At 37.7% G+C, this 18,445-nt stretch carries 17 protein-coding genes and 1 pseudogene; all 18 read left to right on the plus strand.

The window, feature by feature from the left end; translation table 11 throughout:
- Positions 1-302: 302 nt before the first annotated feature.
- The 18 genes and pseudogenes from BUB85_RS14465 (at position 303) to BUB85_RS14550 (ending at position 18,430) form a co-directional block, all read left to right on the plus strand.
- Entirely contained in the window at positions 303-1,319 is a 1,017-nt protein-coding gene (locus BUB85_RS14465) for a hypothetical protein (protein ID WP_073111763.1), read from the plus strand.
- A 364-nt stretch (positions 1,320-1,683) separates the two neighbouring features.
- Positions 1,684-2,121 carry a sigma-70 family RNA polymerase sigma factor gene (locus tag BUB85_RS14470; RefSeq protein ID WP_073111765.1) on the plus strand — a complete coding sequence of 146 codons (438 nt, stop codon included), beginning with the start codon at positions 1,684-1,686 and terminating at the stop codon, positions 2,119-2,121.
- Between the two features lie 7 nt (positions 2,122-2,128).
- Positions 2,129-2,359 carry a helix-turn-helix domain-containing protein gene (locus BUB85_RS14475; RefSeq protein ID WP_073111767.1) on the plus strand — a complete coding sequence of 77 codons (231 nt, stop codon included), beginning with the start codon at positions 2,129-2,131 and terminating at the stop codon, positions 2,357-2,359.
- Positions 2,356-3,165: a DUF3825 domain-containing protein gene (locus tag BUB85_RS14480; RefSeq protein WP_073111769.1), complete on the plus strand. Its 810-nt coding sequence runs from the start codon at positions 2,356-2,358 to the stop codon at positions 3,163-3,165. Before BUB85_RS14475 ends, BUB85_RS14480 begins: the two co-directional genes overlap by 4 nt.
- 22 nt (positions 3,166-3,187) lie before the next feature.
- Entirely contained in the window at positions 3,188-3,361 is a 174-nt protein-coding gene (locus tag BUB85_RS21530) for a hypothetical protein (protein ID WP_159434655.1), read from the plus strand.
- Positions 3,362-3,548: 187 nt separating this feature from the next.
- The gene (locus BUB85_RS14485) at positions 3,549-4,016 is read left to right on the plus strand and encodes a sigma-70 family RNA polymerase sigma factor (RefSeq protein ID WP_073111771.1); all 468 of its coding nucleotides are present in this window, start codon (positions 3,549-3,551) and stop codon (positions 4,014-4,016) included.
- Positions 4,017-4,613: 597 nt separating this feature from the next.
- Positions 4,614-6,581 carry an ATP-dependent DNA helicase gene (locus BUB85_RS14490; protein WP_073111773.1) on the plus strand — a complete coding sequence of 656 codons (1,968 nt, stop codon included), beginning with the start codon at positions 4,614-4,616 and terminating at the stop codon, positions 6,579-6,581.
- 158 nt (positions 6,582-6,739) lie between these two features.
- A complete protein-coding gene (locus tag BUB85_RS14500) occupies positions 6,740-7,855 on the plus strand; it encodes a tyrosine-type recombinase/integrase (RefSeq protein ID WP_073111777.1) in 1,116 nt (371 codons plus the stop codon).
- A 15-nt stretch (positions 7,856-7,870) separates the two neighbouring features.
- A complete protein-coding gene (locus BUB85_RS14505) occupies positions 7,871-9,613 on the plus strand; it encodes a tyrosine-type recombinase/integrase (protein WP_073111779.1) in 1,743 nt (580 codons plus the stop codon).
- A gap of 4 nt (positions 9,614-9,617) precedes the next feature.
- The gene (locus BUB85_RS14510) at positions 9,618-11,135 is read left to right on the plus strand and encodes a tyrosine-type recombinase/integrase (protein WP_073111781.1); all 1,518 of its coding nucleotides are present in this window, start codon (positions 9,618-9,620) and stop codon (positions 11,133-11,135) included.
- Positions 11,101-11,484, plus strand: coding sequence for a DUF6262 family protein (locus BUB85_RS14515; protein WP_073111827.1), 384 nt, complete (start codon positions 11,101-11,103; stop codon positions 11,482-11,484). The genes BUB85_RS14510 and BUB85_RS14515 overlap by 35 nt, the downstream gene beginning before the upstream one ends.
- Positions 11,485-11,654: 170 nt before the next feature.
- Positions 11,655-13,232, plus strand: a complete 1,578-nt coding sequence (locus BUB85_RS14520; RefSeq protein ID WP_073111783.1) for a hypothetical protein — start codon at positions 11,655-11,657, stop codon at positions 13,230-13,232.
- A gap of 124 nt (positions 13,233-13,356) precedes the next feature.
- A pseudogene (locus BUB85_RS14525) lies at positions 13,357-13,644 on the plus strand (ABC transporter ATP-binding protein); the annotation flags it as partial.
- Positions 13,637-15,430: an ABC transporter ATP-binding protein gene (locus BUB85_RS14530; protein ID WP_073111787.1), complete on the plus strand. Its 1,794-nt coding sequence runs from the start codon at positions 13,637-13,639 to the stop codon at positions 15,428-15,430. The pseudogene BUB85_RS14525 and the gene BUB85_RS14530, both read left to right, overlap by 8 nt.
- Positions 15,403-15,681 (plus strand): hypothetical protein, encoded by a 279-nt coding sequence (locus BUB85_RS14535; RefSeq protein WP_073111789.1) that lies wholly within the window; start codon positions 15,403-15,405, stop codon positions 15,679-15,681. The genes BUB85_RS14530 and BUB85_RS14535 overlap by 28 nt, the downstream gene beginning before the upstream one ends.
- Positions 15,682-15,686: 5 nt before the next feature.
- Complete coding sequence (locus BUB85_RS14540) at positions 15,687-16,286, plus strand: MptD family putative ECF transporter S component (protein WP_073111791.1); 600 nt, start codon at positions 15,687-15,689, stop codon at positions 16,284-16,286.
- A 2-nt stretch (positions 16,287-16,288) separates the two neighbouring features.
- Positions 16,289-16,972, plus strand: a complete 684-nt coding sequence (locus BUB85_RS14545; protein ID WP_073111793.1) for an energy-coupling factor transporter transmembrane component T — start codon at positions 16,289-16,291, stop codon at positions 16,970-16,972.
- A gap of 63 nt (positions 16,973-17,035) precedes the next feature.
- Positions 17,036-18,430 carry an ABC transporter ATP-binding protein gene (locus BUB85_RS14550; protein ID WP_073111796.1) on the plus strand — a complete coding sequence of 465 codons (1,395 nt, stop codon included), beginning with the start codon at positions 17,036-17,038 and terminating at the stop codon, positions 18,428-18,430.
- Positions 18,431-18,445: the final 15 nt, after the last annotated feature.

Raw genomic sequence — 18,445 nt, forward strand, 5'->3', positions numbered from 1 at the left:
ATATAAGATTGTTCTTAGGCTACTGAGCCAGAGGTATAAACCAGCCATCCCGAAGGGGATTGCCCTTGAGGGGATGGAAAAACAATGCTACACTATGTGGCTTGACGAAGAAAAAGAAGATTGTTCTTGAGTTCTTCGCCGTCGGTGATAAACGAACAGCATTGCTTTTCCATCCGGTCAAGGGTGGCGTAACAAATCAATACATTACGTGGTGTCAATCCCACGAAAAAAATGATTGACCCTAAAAAAATAAAGCAGCTCACTGTAGAATACGGTATTTTACTGGAATGGAGGGATAAAGAATGCTTCAAATATTTTCTAAAAAAAGTAAATATACAGCAGAAGAGAAAGAACTACTTCAAGAGATAAGAATGCTCGACAAACTTGGAGGAGCTCTTTTGTCAAAAAAATCAAAAATAGTGGAAAAGCACTGCAAATTTCTTTTCGATGAGGTAATAAGTAAGGGCGGCGGACGTAATGAACTCATAAATATTGTATTAAAATATGAGCTGCTTTCAATGAACTCATATGGTGACTGGTTAACGCAGGCAATAGACAGCCATGATATGCAATCCTTAAATGATGTGATTTTTCAGGAAGAGCGCTATTCTTTACTGCCTGGCGGCCCCTCTGGTTTCGATCATTGCTGGTTTGCCTGGCCGATACTGGATGCCATAGCTTGCGGTGATTATGAAACATTTGAGAGAAGATTGCCCCATGAGCTTGGCCTAAGTAAGAACGGGTATCCATTTTATATCCATGTCACAAATATGCTTATGGCTTTATGGTATCAGGATGAAGCAATGCTCCATGACGCTTTGCCAAGGGCAGAAAAATTCACTACAACGAAACATATTATATGGGAAAGAGCGATAGTGAGCTTTCTGTGTGCACTCAGCAGACACGATATTTTGGCGATGGAGACCGCATTACAAACGTTGTGCGATCATTATAATAGAAGAAAAAGCAGTCGAGAAACGCATAAAGAGAAAGAGACATTGTGCGTCAACGCCTATGGCTTACTAATGTTAGCGTACCGTATTGCTCCTGAGATAAAAATCAAATACCCAGACAGCAAAAATTTCATTAAGGAATTTGCAGATTGGCGCATTCAAAATAAGGAGCCGGAGTTGAAACTCTATCATACATACCCGCCAGAAGGTGACATATTCAACAAATTATTAATGGCACCTGTAGCAATAGGCCGTATAAGTCAGCCATATCTAAATGATAAGGATTATGAAAAAAGAATTCAGAATGTATGGCTCGTAGATGGTGAGCGGATGAGGGATGAATTTATACGAAGCCTTCAATCTTAAAAATGCTCGGTAGGTTTATCAAGAATGTATTGCATATTTTGGGAGGTGTGCCTATGAGACAGAAAGCATTATTGAGAATAGCTTTTATTGAAGGGGTAAAGAAAGAGAAGAGATGCTGCATATGGGCTTGAGCAGGCGGTTTTTGAGATGTGTCTGCATAAATATGGTTTATATCTAAAAAGCAACTTATTTAATGCGGACATTTTTTGTGGATGTTGTCGCTTAAATGAGGGGCTTTTTGTTGATTTTGACAAAAATAAAATTTATTTTGGAAAATCTTTCCGGTTTGTGGTTTTGATTTACGTTTTGCTTATAGAAGGAGACGAATTCAAACTCAAAATTACAGATGGAAGGGGGAGCGTCAATGTCGGCTCCCTTAAGCGAAAATACAGAAAATACATATTTAATTGAAATGTTTGACAGCTTCAGCAAAGTAGTTTTAAAGAATGAACTGCTGGATTTGTTAAGAAAACGAAAAAATGACTATAAAGAAAGTGTTGCGTCAGAGAAAACGCAGTATCTTTTTGAACAGCAGGAGTATGTGGATACCTATCCTTCCGATAGCTTTTATCTGGAAGGCATTGAAAAAACGTATCACTGTAACATTTATGATGCTCGTCTTTATTATGCAATGAAAGAACTGCCCCTGAAAAAGCGGACAATGCTTATAATGAATTATTGGTATGGATTGACGGATGTAGAGATTGCCAGATATTTTGAAGTAAGCACAAAAACTATTTATAACTGGCGCAGGAACGCATTTAAACGAATACGTTACCATTACGAAAGAGGAAGCCCTTAAAATAACTATGAAAAAAACAATTTTGACGCTGGATATCATTTTCAGTGCGGTACAAGGAGAAGCGAAAGCACAGAGAATCATCCTGCAGCATTACGATAAGTATATAAACAGCCTTGTGACTACCGTGTCGGAAGATGAGAATGGAAACAAGTATTATCAACTTGATGAAGATTTAAAAATACAGCTCCAATATAAATATTTGGAGGGAATTAAAAAGTGGAAGGTAATTGAAAAATGATTACAGAGGATTTATTTGATTTTGCTTATATCCCTGATTGGTATGAGCAATTGGAAATATTAAAGAAAACAGCATTGCCGGAGGCCTGGTCATTTAAAAAGCCACAGTATACATATAAAAATGAAAAAACCCCAATTTTAGAGAGATATATACAACACGTTTTTCACAGGCAGACATCCAAATACAATTTAGCAAAAGAAAAAAGGCAGGCAGAGAAATATCTCTTCATAAATACTGAATTAGCATGTTTTCATACGGGACTTTACAACCAAAGGTATAAAGCAATCTATGGTGTATTTTCACAAAACAGGAAACCGGAATCTACATTTCGGTGGTTTTTTCAGGGATTTGTGGATGAGATGTCACCGTACATGATGCAGGTGGAACCTCTGCCCTTAAAGCCGACCTATGATATGGCGCAGTATGGCGCCCAATACAACCAGGGATGGAAGATACGGGTAAATGTGGAACATATTTTAAGTGATAAAGAAAACTTGGAACGGATTCCCCCTAAAATCCGCAAGGTAAAAAATCTGCCGCTTCTCTTAGAAATGGGAGTGGAGTATGCAAGAAGGAAAGCATCTGTGGATTATACCATAGTAGTTCCGCAGCTATATCGAGACAGAGTACAGTTTTTATTGCCGATCTGTCTCACAAACATGGAAAAGGCGGATCTTGCAATGGCAATATCTACTATGGATGGCTATTATTTAGGACATACATGTCTTACTTTGGAGATGGCATACTTAAATGCAAGAATGCTTGGTAAACCAGCAGCCCCGTGGCTAACATCCCTGGTCAAGTAAATAGACATGGGAGGTAAATACGTTGTTTAAAGCAATTTATCAGTGTGATAAATGCAAAGGCAGGCTCTTTGACCTGCTGGTAGAAAGCGGAGAAATAGAAATCAAATGTGGAAAATGTAAGAGAATCGTAACCATTACGGTAGAAGAATTATTTGAAATGATTGAACGTTACCGTAAAGAAGACAATCATACTTAAGTATGATCAAAGAACCCCTTTGAGGGTCAAAAATGCAGCAAGACTGCATGAAAAAACCAAGGATAGTTTCGTCATGATTTGTTTGGGGATCTAAAATATAGGAATGTTTAGAGGCACCAGTGCAAAGGGAACAAGACATCAGCGGTTGTTTTAAAATCGGAAATCCATAAGTAATAGGGAAAGGAAGATGGAAAAACAAGCTGGAAAGGTCTTTTCCTTACTGGTGCAGTTTTTTTGTGTAAAAATGGCGAAAGGATTTAGCGAAAGGAAACATTATTTCATCCCTGTGGAGAAAAAGCTCATTGAAGTTACACGTGAGGTTTATATAGCTTATTACCAGGCAGAACGCAGGGAACGGTATTTAAAAGAACAGGAAAATAAATATGGTGTCCTTTATATGGGCATGACAGCCGAACAGTATCTGGAAAAAGGCTCTTACCTGCGGGAAGAGACAGAAACAGATGTGCAGGCAATTGATAAAGTGTATGTGGAGTTTTTGATAAACAGGCTGGAGGAAAAAGAAAAGGACGTTTTTCGTCTTTACTGTCTGGAAGGTTATTCCTTAAGAGCGGTGGCAGACAAAATGGGAATCCATTATTCGAAAGTGAGACGCATGTTAAAACGTATTCGGGAAAAATTAAAAGACCAGTTGTGAAAAGGACGGTATGAATACAGAAAGATAATTTTTTCTTGAAATGTGAAACAAAGTGACACCTATATAGGCTTTATATATAGAGGGATATTTAAAACATATTCCAAAGGCGGCATATGCGGCCCCTGTTCTTTGATAACTTCATATCAGCACTATGGGTACGTTCCTGTAGATAGAAGCGTGATAAAGAAAGCGCGAGGACAAACAATACCAGCACTGCCATAAGTAAAGGAGCAGTAACCGGATTGTTTCGAGCGATTATTTTCATTTAAAACAAAGCCGTGGCTGGCTTTTTGCCATGATCATCTACAGGAGATAATGATACGTGTCTCTGTAAGTAAATGCAGAAAGGTGGACTTTGGGTTGTAATCAGCAAGACCCTTGGAATACCTGCGAACGGTTTTTTGCCAAAAGCCTGCCCATAGTGTTCCCTTTTTTCCAAATAGGAAGATAAGCATTGGGGGTACGGGTGTAAATACAATGACAATATCAATGAAAGAAATAAGAAAGTTGATATCAGATACATACGGCTGTGGGGAGACTTATAGCCGTATTCATGTGATATCAACAATATCAAAACAGAAGAAAGGAGGAAAAAACATGCCTTATAACATACGTTCCAAGCGGGCTCATGAGGAGATAGAATATATTTTCTGTACATTGCTTCCCCAAAATGGACTTTTCGTACGGGAGGAACAGATTCGGTTAAGCCATCAGATGTTGGATACTCTTTTATATAAGCAGATTGCGTTATGCGATGCAGGGGTAGGCATTGGAAAGACCTATGCCTATCTGGTAGCCTGCATCCTTATGCGAAAATATGCATCCATGATGGGAGAGTCCATAGTAAGCGGTAGCCATACCGTAGTCGTATCTACTTCCAGCATTGCCCTACAGAAAGCAGTGTTAAGGGAGTACATCCCTTTTCTCTCAAAAATCTTACAGAATCATAAAGTGATTGCATCACCGCTTCGGGCAGTAGTCCGAAAAGGAAAAGAACATTTTGTCTGCGATTACAGGCTGGAACAGCGCATTGCGGCAGTCCGGGAAAAGCATAAGAATCCAGCGCAGAGAAAGGCACTTCTTTCTTTAAAACGTCATAGCGATATAGATGAGGTGCAGGGCATCAGCGGATTTGACCGGAAACTGGTATGTGTTCCGAAGTTCTGTCCAAGAGAGTGTCCGGGCAGGAAGGAATGCCGCTATCAGAAGTATCTGGAACAGGCAAAGAAGCCAGAGGTATTCATCCAGATCTGCAACCATAATTACCTGCTTGCAGATGCCTTGCATCGAAGCAAAGAGTACCGTCCGTTACTATCTGATTATAAAGCACTCATCGTGGATGAGGCTCACAAGCTGCAGGAAGCCGCCATGCAGATGTATGGGAAGTCTTTCAGTCAGGAAAGTGTTTTGGAATTGTCCTCTTTTCTGATCAAGGAGCATCAGAGCAGAGAGGCTGGCAGGATTCGGGAAGTATCGGAGAATCTGCTATTGTCTTTAAAGGAATTATATCCGCAGATGGAATCCGGTAGAATCCGCTTTGTGGCGACCAGAGAAAGCAGTCTTTTATTTGCTCCGGTCATCACAAAGTACAGGCAGGTCAGAGAGCAGCTTAAAGGGAGTGTTTCCAAATGGGTACTGAACAGGCTGGAAGAAACCGAAGGAATCCTCCGTGTGTTTCAGAAGTCGGATAAGAACCACATCCTCTACCTGCAAAGGGGAAGAGGAGAATTTCCTGTGTTATGTACCGCAAGCAGGGATATCCCTCATATCCTGCATGCTACCTTATGGCAGGGGAATACCCCAGCCATCTTAACCAGCGGCACCCTAAAGGCAGGGCAGGGATTTTCAAGGACAAGACAGATCACTGGGCTGGAAGGAAAAGAAAGGGTCAGGGAGTATGTGGCAGAGTCCCCATTTCAATACCGGGAGAACTGTCTTTTATATCTTCCAAAGAATTTAAAGAAGGTAAAAAGAGGGAGCAGAGAGGAAGTCCTTATGCTTACAGAGCAGATTCATTCCCTGATTCGGGCGACCAATGGGCATACGCTGGTACTGTTCACGTCCTACTCGCTAATGAGCGGCGTATATCAGATGCTGCGCGACTGTCTGCCCTTTGACCTTGTGGAAGTCTGGAGGCATTCGCAGGAAGAAATCGTGCGGTTTAAGTCGCTAGAGAACGGAGTGCTGTTCGCAGCCGGTTCCTGTTGGGAAGGTGTGGATTTTCCGGGTGACATGGTGTCTTCCCTTATCATCGTAAAGCTGCCCTTTGCTGTTCCAGACCCCATCAGTGAAGCGGAGCAGGAGAAGTACGATACGTTGGAGGCATATATCAAGTCCATCATCGTGCCGGATATGCAAAAGAAGCTGCGGCAGGGATTTGGACGAGCCATAAGGACAGAGCAGGACACCTGCGTGGTGTCGATTTTAGATCACAGAGCAGTGGTAGGTGGGCGGTATCATAAAGCGGTCATCAGCGCACTACCAAAATGTTTGATGACGGATGATATCCGGGAGGTGGAAGCCTTTATCCGAAGGAAGAAGAACACAGATTATTATGGGAAATAGGCGGTTTCCGGCATTGTTGGTAGTGCTTCATTTTGGAAGATATTCCGGCAAAAGTTCAGTGGTTATTCAGGCGGTTTTAGGGCAGTTTGGAATTGCTTTGCTGCCCCGTAGTGGGTATACTGTGTATAGCGTCAGAGAGGAAAAGAGGTGGAAGCGAGATGAAGAATTATGAGGTGGCGATGCAGAAAGAAGCATCCAAGAAATACTATTACATCCGTAATCTGGAGACCATGTCCATCGAGAAGCTTCCAACCCAATATCTGATGCATATGTTCAGAGCCAATCGGTCACCGAACACCATACGACGAAGTGCCTTTGCCATTGGGTATTACTTGGAATATAGTAAGGAACAGGAAAAAAGCCCTACATCCGTATACATTCTGGGATACGAACAGCAATATGATTTTTTCATAGGGTTCTTAGAATGGCTGCGGATGGGAAAACATAAAGAGAATATGGATAAAAAACCAAGAAATGGAACCTGCAATGCATACCTAAAGGATGTGTTCAGGTTCTATCTTTTTGTGGAGATGCAATATCAGCAGTTTGGCGGACTGAATGTCCTGTCCTACAATCAGGTGACGATAGCAGATGCAGTAGGAGTCAAGCGGACATTGCGGTCAAAGGCATTTAAAGGATATCTAAAGGCAGAAGAAAGGAATGTCAGGGCAGCCCAGACGAACGAAATCATCACCATTTTGGAAGCATGTACGAACATTCGTGATCAGGTTCTTATCCTGCTGATCTCGGAATCGGGATACCGGATAGGCGAGATCCTTGGAATCGACTACACAAAAGATATTGATTATGAAAAACGGATGATTCGTGTGGATTTTCGAGATGATAATGCGAATGATGCCAGAGCGAAAAACGCAGAGGAAAGAGAAGGAAAGATCAGTGAAGAAACCTTTGAATTTCTGCAATATTATATTGCTGAATACTGGGATATCCTGCAGCACCAGAATCACCTGTTTGTCAATATCAAGGGCGATACCAAAGGGGAACCATTAAAGGCAGACAGCGTATACGATATGTTCACCCGTATGGAGAACAAAACCGGAATCCAAATCACGCCACATATGCTCCGGCGGTACTTTGCAAATACCAGATGGGAAGCAGACTGGCCATTGGAACTGATCAGCAAGGCACTCGGTCACAAGCATTTAGATACCACAATTCGATATTTGAATGTCATGGATAACAAACTGAAGGATGCAAGCAGAAAATTTTACGAGCAGAATTCAGATATCTATGGCATTAAGAACTTTTTATAAGAGAGGTGATGCAAGATGCCTGCCTACCAAATGTTGCGGGCAATATCGCAGGAATATGAATCACAAAATTATGAGGAACTGCAAGAACAGTTAGAGAATGAAATTAATGCCTGTACAGAGGTAGAGAGCAGTTATCGAAATAAAGTCAAGAAGTTCATGCGGCAGGTTTTGGTATGGCACATTAGTGAAATTGATTATTCTATGCGAATGGAATATGAAGTGTTTTTAAAGTCCGAAGTCAAGCCTGTTTCAATAAGTATGTACTTAAAAGGATTTGACCGAATCAAGCAGCATTCTATCAGGGAACAGATGCGGACGCTGGCCGGGAGAGCGGCAAACCGTCTGGAATATCGAAATCAGATATTATTTCTTCCATACCATCCAGATCAGGAGTTGGCGATGCTTTTTGATAAGGCGGGCAAGAAAAAAGATCTGGTATGGGATTTTAGCAGACAGGCTTCGGAGAACATGAAGAAACAGGTGTATACCATCCTGCATTATATTATCAGGCAATACGATAAGGTGAAAGTACGACATGGACATATACAGGCACTCCAAAGGTTTTATGATTTCTGCGTGGAAGATCAAGTGGAAGATATTGAGTATCTGGAATTAGAGCAGGTGGAAGCGTTCAAAAGTACATTATATGAAGCATCAGAACCAAGGAAGATTAGCTGCATTATCGATATCAGCCGAAAAGCACTTTTTATGGAAGCAGCCGAAATTCACTGGGATGCCAATGTCTGGTATATGGAACGATTTCATTTTGAAAAAGGAAGGGTGAATCCTGCCAATCCTGTTGGAAGTTTTTCCTATCTGGAAGTAAAAGATAAGCGAAATAGAAAACTCCTGCAAATGTACTGCAAATATGGGCTTGGTATCACGAATCTCTCGATTGGAAACTTAAGAGGGGAATTTATAATTGTGAGAAAGTTCCTTACTGAACTGGAAGAGAAGACTTCCGATAGCGTATGTGAAATAACTGCTGATATTATGGACTGGTATTTTAAAAGAATGGATGGCAGAGAAATTCAGGCAGAGACATATAATAAGCAGGTTATGGCGATTCTACACTTTTTTGATTATCTAAGGGTGAAAGAAAAAATCACAAAACTTCCATTTTGTGAACAGTATTATTTGAAGAAGACAATAGCAAAGCATCATGACAGAAGCGTAGAGAGTAGTGCCAGTGAGGAAATCATGGAAAAATTATATTTATTTCCAGAGCATTTAAGGCTGATGTATCTACACTTATGGGGAATCGGACTGCGTGCCAGTGAGGTGTGTACCTTAAAAGGGGATGCTTACTATGTGCAGGGAAGAGATGCCTGGATACAAGTCTACCAGATTAAAATGAAGACTTATAAACGGATTCCAATCCCAGCATCTTTGTATAAACTTATGAAAGTGTACAAACACAAGCATGACATACAGCCGGAGGATTATATTTTTCAAAACAGCAAAGGTGGACCCTTCCAGTATGGTACGTTTCGGAATCAGATGATCAAACATTGTGAGAGCAATGGAATCCAAAATGGTGATTATATGTTTCAATCACATGATTACAGGCATACGATAGCTGGTGAATTTTACAATAATGGCGTCTCTATCCAAGGGATACGTGACTATCTAGGACATGCATACGAGGAAATGACCTTGCAGTATATCGACTATATGCCAAGAAAGATTAATAAGAAAAGTGAAGAATTATTTAAGAGACCGGGGAATAGCCTGGCCACATGCCTGAAAAAGAGGTGAGACATTGGAACATAAATTATATCTTAAAGAAATGGACTGTTATAACGAAGCATCGAAAGAACAAAAAAATAAGATTCCAAAAGATGCCTGCTTTGATCTGGAACTGCTTCCAGCAATACAGATGAGAAACGAATTGGAATCTTTCATAAAGGACAGAACACAGAAATTAGCCATTTCTACGATAATGGATGAGAGAACGTTATATCATCAATTTTGTCGGTTTATCAATAAACGTGGGAAAAGGGCAAAGAGCTTGTCAGACAGACCGAGAGAAAAGTGGCTGCAGCAGTTAAAGGGATGGATGCTGGAAAGTGGAATCAAACTCACCCAATCTTCAATCAGTGTTTATGGCAATGAATCAACATACTGTGCACCACTGATTCTCTACGTGGAGCGTGTATTAGATTTTTTAAAGCCAGAAGATGATATGGAAGAAATAGAGAAGGATATCTGGCAGTTGGATAAACTGGAGATTTCGGTGAATTTGAATCCAATTAAAAATTTTAAAACACTTAATTTTACGAAGATATATCAACCGGATATTCGTAATGAGGTCAAAAAGGGGATTTATCTGAATCTGAGATTTGAAGCCATTTCCTGTATTGCAAGGGAACTGACTGCAATGAGGCGTCTGTCACGATTTTTGAAAGAAAAGTGTCCTGAGATTGAATCCTGCTTAGACATCAATCGGGAAGTATTTGAAGAATATCTGATTTATTTAAAGACAGAGGAAACATCGACGAAACATTATCATTCGGAATTAACCAGACTCAGAGCGATTTTTGACAGCATCGGAAAAAGTTATGGATGGCAGCATTTGGAATCCCTGATTTTAACGAGAGACATACCGCCTGCATCGAAAGCAGAGTTCAAAGCATACTCAGATGCAGAACTGAAAAGGCTGAATGCAAGTATCGTAAAGTTAGATGCACAGACTGCCAGAACAATGATTATCCATCAAATGCTGGGGCTGCGTATATCGGATACTCTTACGCTGCAGACAGATTGCCTGTATAAGAATGGCGAGGAAGATATGATCCGGATTCGGCAGATGAAGACGCATACTTTTGAAAAACCGATTAGCGCAGAAGTAGCAATGCTGATTGGGCTGGCTATCGATGATACAAAAAAGAAATATGGAAAAACCACATACATATTCGTGGACGAAAAAAACATTCAGAGACCACTGCAATACAACACTTTACAGCAGAAGATTGTGTCCATGATAATGAAAGAAGATTTGCGGGATGACGAAGGTAGGATTTTCGGTTTCGGAACGCATTTATACCGACATTATTATGGAATGAAACTAACGGAGATGCATCTTGATGACTGGACAATCGCAAGACTGCTTGGACATAGCAGCTTGAAAAACGTCAAGTATTATCGAAAAATGAGCAATCAAATCATGGCAGATGAGACGCGCCGAGTCAGACAGAAACTATCAGATATCATAGAAGGAAATTTAGATGGTTGGGGTGAAGAATATGAAAAAATACGACAAGATGCTTGCCTTGAATAAAGAGCATAGCGAAGAAAAAATCACCAGAGCAAAAAAAGCAATCTTTAGGATGATGGACGAAGGAGAAAAAGTAACGGTTCCAAAACTTATGGAAAAGACTGGATTATCAAGAGGATTCTTTTATAAGAATCAGATTGTCAGAAAAGAAATTGACAGAGCCATGCAGCAACAGGTTGGAATGGTAGATCCTAAGAGATACATCGGAGACATGGCATTGAAGAAGAAAATCGAGATCATGCAACAGCAGATGCATGGTCTGGAAGTGGAAAACGAAAAACTCAAGAAAGAAAACAAAAGTTTGAAAAAGGCACTGGATCGTAAAGAATTGGATATGGTGAAGAATCTGTAGATTGAAAGTGGAAAATAACTGATGGCTGGCAGTCATGCGTTGGGCGTGTGGCTGCTGGAGTCGTTGAAGATATAGAGAAAGATTTTTTACATTAATATTTCATAGAGATAAGTTAAATGGTATGATAGATATGAAGTAAAATCTGTAATCATAAAATGTGAGGACAAGTCATGAAATGTAAATTTGAGTATAAAGAGCTTCAAGAAAAATATGGAATTAGCATTGATTATCCGGGAAAGGGAAAAAAGTCATTAAAATCAAAGCTGATGTTATTTCTTTATAATAATTATAAAAAATGGAGAAAGCGGACTGAAAAAATTATTCCATTGACAGAAAACGAACAAATATATCAAAGTTTTTCTTCAAAATCTTATAGACAAAAAATGACATATAACAATGCACCTTTGGAGAGTGATACATCATTTTATAATATTCAATATATCCATATGTTCGATTTTATACCAAAGGAAAGTATGGAGAAGTTTTCAAATGAAATAAATGCATTTAAAAAAATACACGCATCTACGAATTTTACAATAGGAGAAGAAGATAAGGTTTTGGATTTGAAATCTTTTATTCCAAGCGAATTTGTAATGCCTACATATAGTTTTGGAATAAAATCATCATCACCATTGTATCAGTATGCTACGGGAATGTATATTGGCTTTCAAGAATTAACAACATCATTAAATACGGTTATCTATACATTGTTTGTGAATAAAGAATTTGCCGATAAGCTAAATACATTTTGTACTGACAATATTGAGGATTATTGTGTTATTGAGGGTAAGAATCTAAAATGGTATGAATTTTATAAAATGGGTATGGCAGAACATGCGGGGAGTATGTACAAACAAAATTTTTTGGATGAATGTATCAAAAGTCTAAAATGGAATGTCGCTAGAATTATCAAAAAAAACATTACCTTATATCTAACTAGGAAAAATGAAATTCTTCCAAGCATGATTGTATACCAAACAAATATTGAAGCAAATAGCAATTCTGAATTCTGGAGAAGTGTTAACGTAGAAAGTCCACGATCTTGCGACTTTACCAAAAGTGGATGTGCATGTATCAACTGGTCAAATGAGATGAATAGTATTGATTACATATATGGAAATGGAAAAAGGCAGAGTATGGATCAAATGATTTTGCCAATGGATATTAGATACTTTTATTCGCAATATTTAGTAAGAGATACAATTATCAAACAAACATATTCGCGAGTAGAGGAATATATGGAACAGTGTGATATATTCAATAGAAGACAGACGAAATTAAAAAGTTGGCTAGCTTTTAAAGCGGAAGTTGAAAAGGAAATACTATATTATAAAAGATTTTATAATGAACAAAAGGAAAAAATGTATGACAGTTCCGAATTTAAAGAAATGTTTTTTGAAAAGCCAGGCGAAGATAAAAGTATGACAGAACGATTATTCGAAACACAGGAGGAACGTGCTAATGAGGCATACGATGTTTTGGTGCAGATTCTTGGTTACATTGACACGAATATAGAATATAGAAATTCTGTCGAAAACCATAAGATTCAGGCAAGAACATTGATTTTTACTTTCTTGTCAATGATAGTTGCAACTTGTGCACTGATTGTAAGTTGGATATCCAGTGAGCAGATTCAGAAATTTATTTCAGTTTCAGAAAAACTAAAGTCAATATTTGTAGTAATTGGTATAGGATTTATAGTGATAATGATAATAGTAAAAATAGTAGTATCTTTGTTTAGAAAGTGAATAAATAAACATAAAAGGCAGGGAGAAATTCCTGCTTTTTATGATGGGAAAGGTACACAATACACTGGTTTGTATATTGTAAGAGCCAGTGTTTACAAGCGATTCCAGAGGTGAGCCCCAGTTTATTGATGAAGCAACAGCTTTCACCGACCCAGAGAATGAAGATAAAATTCAGCAGTCTATCATGGCTCTTACAAAAGGAAAAACACTACTTGTTATTGCACATAGGCTTTCTACAATACAAAATGCAGACCAAATTGTATTACTAAAAAATGGTCATGTAGACGCTATTGGCACACAAGAAGAACTCTTACAAAAAAGTTCTCTTTATGCCGATATGTGGAAAGCTCATATTGGTGCTAAATCATGGGCGGTATCAGATGAACAACAGGAGGTGATTGCTCATGTTTAGAACAACTAAGCGAATTATTCAATGGTGTGGTGAATACAAAAAAAGATTGTATTTAGGATTTGTATGTGCTTTCTTCGCAACATGGTTTGGTGCTGCCCCTACAATGGTAGCTGCCTATACTTTAGGAAAAGCGATTGATAGTGCTAGACAAGGTTTACCATTTGATAAAAATTTAATTGGATTATCTTTTGCGGCAATCGTTATCCTCGTCTTGTTACGTTATTTCTTTTCTTATTGGCGTGCAAAATTACAAGAAAGTATTGGCTATGAAATTGCCGCAAAACAGAGAATTAAAATTGGAGATATTTTAAAACGTGTATCACTTGGATATTTTCAAGAGAATAGTGCTGGAGATATTTTAAGTACAGTGACAACAGAATTATCATCTCTTGAATATCAAGGAATGAGAATAATCAATGAGGTTGTCAATGGTTATATCAATGTTGTTGCCATTATTTTGTGTTTAGGTTTCTTTAGCATACCTGCGGCATTAGTAGCGGCTGGTGGTGTGGCTTTATCATTATTATTCTTACATGGTGTTTCCGTTCAAAGTGAAAAAAATGCCCCAGTTAATGAAAAAGCTGTTGAGGAAATGTCAGGAGCAACCATTGAATATGTCAGAGGACTTCCTATTGTTAAGTCTTTCGGTCAAGAGGGTGCTTCAATCGCAAGTATGAAAAAAGCATGTAATGATAGTAAAAATATCAATATCAAAATTGAAAAAGGATTTACCCCATTTAACTGTTTGCATTTATTCTCATTAAAATTAGCGTCAGTTGGTTTAGTATTAGTTACAGCTTATATGACTTATAACGGTCAAATGGAACTTCCTATTATGTTGATGTTTTGTATGTTCTCTTTTACTATTTTTGGAAGTGTTGAAGCAGTCAATGATTCTGCACATGTATTAGGTGTGATTGATTCTGCTATGGATAAACTTGAAAAAGTTGAACAAGCAACTTACATAGACCAAAATGGTACTGATATTACTTTAGCAGCTTATGATATTGAGTTTAATCATGTATCTTTTGGATATGATTCCCGTGAAATTTTGCATGATGTTTCATTCAAGATTCCACAAAATACCACAACAGCAGTTGTCGGACGTTCTGGAAGCGGAAAATCAACTTTATGCAATTTGATTGCAAAATTTTATGATGTTAATGCTGGAACAGTCAAAATTGGTGGAAGAAACGTAAAAGATTTTACTTGCGATTCTTTGCTTCGCAATATTAGTATGGTATTCCAAAATGTTTATTTGTTTCATGATACTGTAAAAAACAATATAAAATTTGGAAATCCTAATGCAACAGATGAAGAAATTATAATTGCTGCAAAAAAGGCACGTTGCCACGATTTTATCCTGTCGCTGCCAGATGGTTATGACACTATGGTTGGTGAGGGAGGTTCTTCTCTATCTGGTGGAGAGAAGCAACGTATTTCTATTGCCCGTGCTATTCTCAAAGATTCACCGATTGTTATTCTTGATGAAGCGACAGCAAGTATCGACCCAGAGAATGAGCATTTAATTCAAGAAGCGATTAGTGAGCTTACACATGGGAAAACAATCATTACGATTGCACACCGTTTAGCGACTATCCAAAATGCAGATAAAATTCTAGTTGTTGATGATGGAAAAATAGCTCAACAAGGTACACACAGGGAACTCATTGAACAAGAAGGTGTTTATAAGCGTTTTATTGAAATTAGAGAAAAAGCAGAGGGTTGGAATATTGACAAGGAGCTGGTGACTTCCGTATGCTTTTTAGTACCTATATCATTTTAGGCTTTTTGATAACTGCAATTACATTATTCCAGTCATTAGGAAAAGCTTCAAAAGCAAGTGTACTTGTTATCTTGCGTCAGATTGCATTATTTATTCCAATGGCAATTTTATTACCAAAAGTAGGAAATCTTGGTATTCATGGTGTTTTCTTGGCTCCTGCTTTGACAGACGGTATTATTTTCATTATTGGTATATTATTGGTTCTTTCAGAATTTAAAAATCTTACAAATTTAGAAAGAGAAAAGAGGTAAATATAATGAATCAAAAATCAAATAAATTACAAGTTAAAGATTTAGTCACAATCGGTATTTTTTCGGCAATCTATTTTGTTATTAACTTAGTTGTCATGATAAGTGGAGGAATCACACCTCTATTATGGATTTTCATGCCGCCTATTCTTAGCTTAGTGTGTGGTGTTATTTATATGCTACTTGTTGCAAAAGTGCAAAAGACGGGTGCAGTTCTTATTATGGGATTGATTACAGGTATTATTTATGTAGCAACAGGTCAATTTACGTTGGTACTTCTTGTTACTTTTGGATTGGCTTGTATTGTGGCTGAAATTATCCGTAAGATAACTGGCTATAATAATTTTAAAGGCAACTTACTTGGTTATGCTTTTTTCTCACTTGGTATGGTAGGGTCACCACTTCCTATATGGTTATTCAGAGATAGTTTTTCTCAACAAATGGTTACACAAGGAATGCCTGCTGATTATGTTGCAACTATGAACGCTGCAACTCCTGTACGGGTATTAGTAGTCATGGTTGTTGCTACATTTCTTTTGGCTTTTGTTGGCGGTCTAATCGGAAAAGCTCTACTAAAAAAACATTTTGAAAAGGCTGGAATGGTATAAGAATGAATGAAACAAATTCTAAAGGAATAAGACTTGACCCACGAACAGAATTGTTGCTTCTCATTATTGCCAACGTCGTAGCATTTACATATTCTGCACAGTGGATTGAGTTTGCTGTTATAGGCATACTTGCATTATTGCTGATATGCTGTGGTTGTATAAAATCAGCATTAAAGTGGATAGTATTTTTTATCTGTCTTGTTGGAATACAGTATTATGTAATACCGATTCTACCTAAGATATTAGTTATTATGTTTTCTGTTCTAACTGTGTATATACGAAAATTGTTTCCTTGTTTAATGATTGGTGCATTAATTTTAAAAACAACACCTGTTCGCTTTTTAATTATCTCACTTAGGAAATGGCATATACCACAGAAAATGATTATTCCGCTTTCAATTACCTTACGTTATTTTCCAGCTATCAAAGAAGAACAACGTCATATCCGTGACGCTATGAAATTAAGGAAAATAAGAGGTTTTAGCAGAAAATTAGAATGTATGGTTGTTCCTATGCTTATGTCGGCAACAGGTACAGCAGACGAATTAAGTGCTGCTGCAATAACCAGAGGAATTGAAAATCCTATTGAAAAAACTTGTATTGTAGATTTAAGATTCCATATTCAAGATTATATCTGCTTGATTGTAGGCTGTATATTTATCATAGCAGCAAATATAACTTATTAGAAATTAAGGGGAATCCAAAAAATGATAACTTATTTGGATTCCCTGTTTAAAGGAGGAAATTTTTTGATAAATATTGAACAAGTCAATTTTTCTTATCAAGGTGAAGAAACACATGGAAGTCTAAATCAAATAAATATTCATATCAAAAATGGCGAATGTATTCTACTTTGTGGAAAAAGTGGTTGCGGAAAAACGACTATTACTAAACTCATAAATGGATTGATTCCACATTTTAATCAAGGTCAACTAACGGGAAAAACTGTCGTTGATGGAATGATAGTTGCTGATACACCTATGTACCAGCTTTCGGAAAAAGTCGGTTCTGTTTTTCAAAATCCAAAATCTCAATTTTTTAATATTGATTCAGATAGTGAATTAGCTTTTGGACTAGAAAACAATGGTATAGCTCCTGATATAATTCGTCAACAAGTTAATAAGACAGTTCACGATTTACATATTGAAAATTTGCTACATAGAGATATATTCACTATGTCTGGTGGAGAAAAACAAACATTAGCATTTGCTTCTGTATATGCAATGAATCCAGAAATTTACGTTTTAGACGAACCATCAGCAAATTTAGACAGAGCTTCTACACTAACTTTAGGAAAACAATTAAAACATATAAAGTCACAAGGAAAAAGCATTATTGTTGCTGAACACCGATTATATTACCTAACGGATATTATTGATAGAGCAATATTTATTGTAGATGGTAAAATCATAAAAGAATACAGCAGAGAAGAATTTTTGAAATTAACAGATGAGGAACGTCATCAAATGGGGTTGAGGACAATTTATCAAAAAAATCCACCATATACCATTAAATCAGATATTGACGGGGAATTACAAGTTAAAAATCTGTCTGTAAAAGATAAGCAACATATTATTTTTGATAATGTTAACTTTAGCGTATCTTCTGGTGAAATATTAGGTATTCTCGGAAGCAACGGAACGGGCAAAACTACACTTATGCGTTGCTTGGCTGGATTGTTAAAGGAGCATAGCGGAGAAGTTTTACATCATGGTAAAAAACTATCATTAAAAGAACGTAATGCTATCTGCTATATGATAATGCAAGACGTTAATCATCAGTTGTTCGGCGAAAGTGTTTGGAGTGAATGTGAACTTTCACGTGATGAAAAAATAACAGACACGGAAATTGAAAATTCATTAACCTTTTTTGATTTGCTGGACTTTAAAGATAAACACCCTATGGCTCTTTCAGGCGGTCAAAAACAAAGATTAGCGATTGTTACAGGCATTGTGGCAGGTAAGAAAATTCTAATTTTTGACGAGCCAACAAGCGGTTTGGATTATGACCATATGTGTATAGTAAGTCAAACTTTAAAAGACCTTGCAAAACAAGGACATATTATATTGGTGGTTACACATGATATGGAGTTTTTGGAGATGACTTGTAATCAAGTTGTGCAAATTGGTGGTAATTATTTTTAAATAGTAGAAGATATA

The organism is Hespellia stercorisuis DSM 15480 (genome assembly GCF_900142165.1).
Taxonomy (GTDB): domain Bacteria; phylum Bacillota; class Clostridia; order Lachnospirales; family Lachnospiraceae; genus Hespellia; species Hespellia stercorisuis.

Excerpts from the sequence above, each read along its gene's own strand:
- BUB85_RS14465 (WP_073111763.1), top strand. The coding sequence starts at position 303 with ATGCTTCAAATATTTTCTAAAAAAAGTAAATATACAGCAGAAGAGAAA.
- BUB85_RS14470 (WP_073111765.1), top strand. The coding sequence starts at position 1,684 with ATGTCGGCTCCCTTAAGCGAAAATACAGAAAATACATATTTAATTGAA.
- BUB85_RS14475 (WP_073111767.1), top strand. The coding sequence starts at position 2,129 with ATGAAAAAAACAATTTTGACGCTGGATATCATTTTCAGTGCGGTACAA.
- BUB85_RS14480 (WP_073111769.1), top strand. The coding sequence starts at position 2,356 with ATGATTACAGAGGATTTATTTGATTTTGCTTATATCCCTGATTGGTAT.
- BUB85_RS14485 (WP_073111771.1), top strand. The coding sequence starts at position 3,549 with ATGGAAAAACAAGCTGGAAAGGTCTTTTCCTTACTGGTGCAGTTTTTT.
- BUB85_RS14490 (WP_073111773.1), top strand. The coding sequence starts at position 4,614 with ATGCCTTATAACATACGTTCCAAGCGGGCTCATGAGGAGATAGAATAT.
- BUB85_RS14500 (WP_073111777.1), top strand. The coding sequence starts at position 6,740 with ATGAAGAATTATGAGGTGGCGATGCAGAAAGAAGCATCCAAGAAATAC.
- BUB85_RS14505 (WP_073111779.1), top strand. The coding sequence starts at position 7,871 with ATGCCTGCCTACCAAATGTTGCGGGCAATATCGCAGGAATATGAATCA.
- BUB85_RS14515 (WP_073111827.1), top strand. The coding sequence starts at position 11,101 with ATGAAAAAATACGACAAGATGCTTGCCTTGAATAAAGAGCATAGCGAA.
- BUB85_RS14520 (WP_073111783.1), top strand. The coding sequence starts at position 11,655 with ATGAAATGTAAATTTGAGTATAAAGAGCTTCAAGAAAAATATGGAATT.
- BUB85_RS14530 (WP_073111787.1), top strand. The coding sequence starts at position 13,637 with ATGTTTAGAACAACTAAGCGAATTATTCAATGGTGTGGTGAATACAAA.
- BUB85_RS14535 (WP_073111789.1), top strand. The coding sequence starts at position 15,403 with ATGCTTTTTAGTACCTATATCATTTTAGGCTTTTTGATAACTGCAATT.
- BUB85_RS14540 (WP_073111791.1), top strand. The coding sequence starts at position 15,687 with ATGAATCAAAAATCAAATAAATTACAAGTTAAAGATTTAGTCACAATC.
- BUB85_RS14545 (WP_073111793.1), top strand. The coding sequence starts at position 16,289 with ATGAATGAAACAAATTCTAAAGGAATAAGACTTGACCCACGAACAGAA.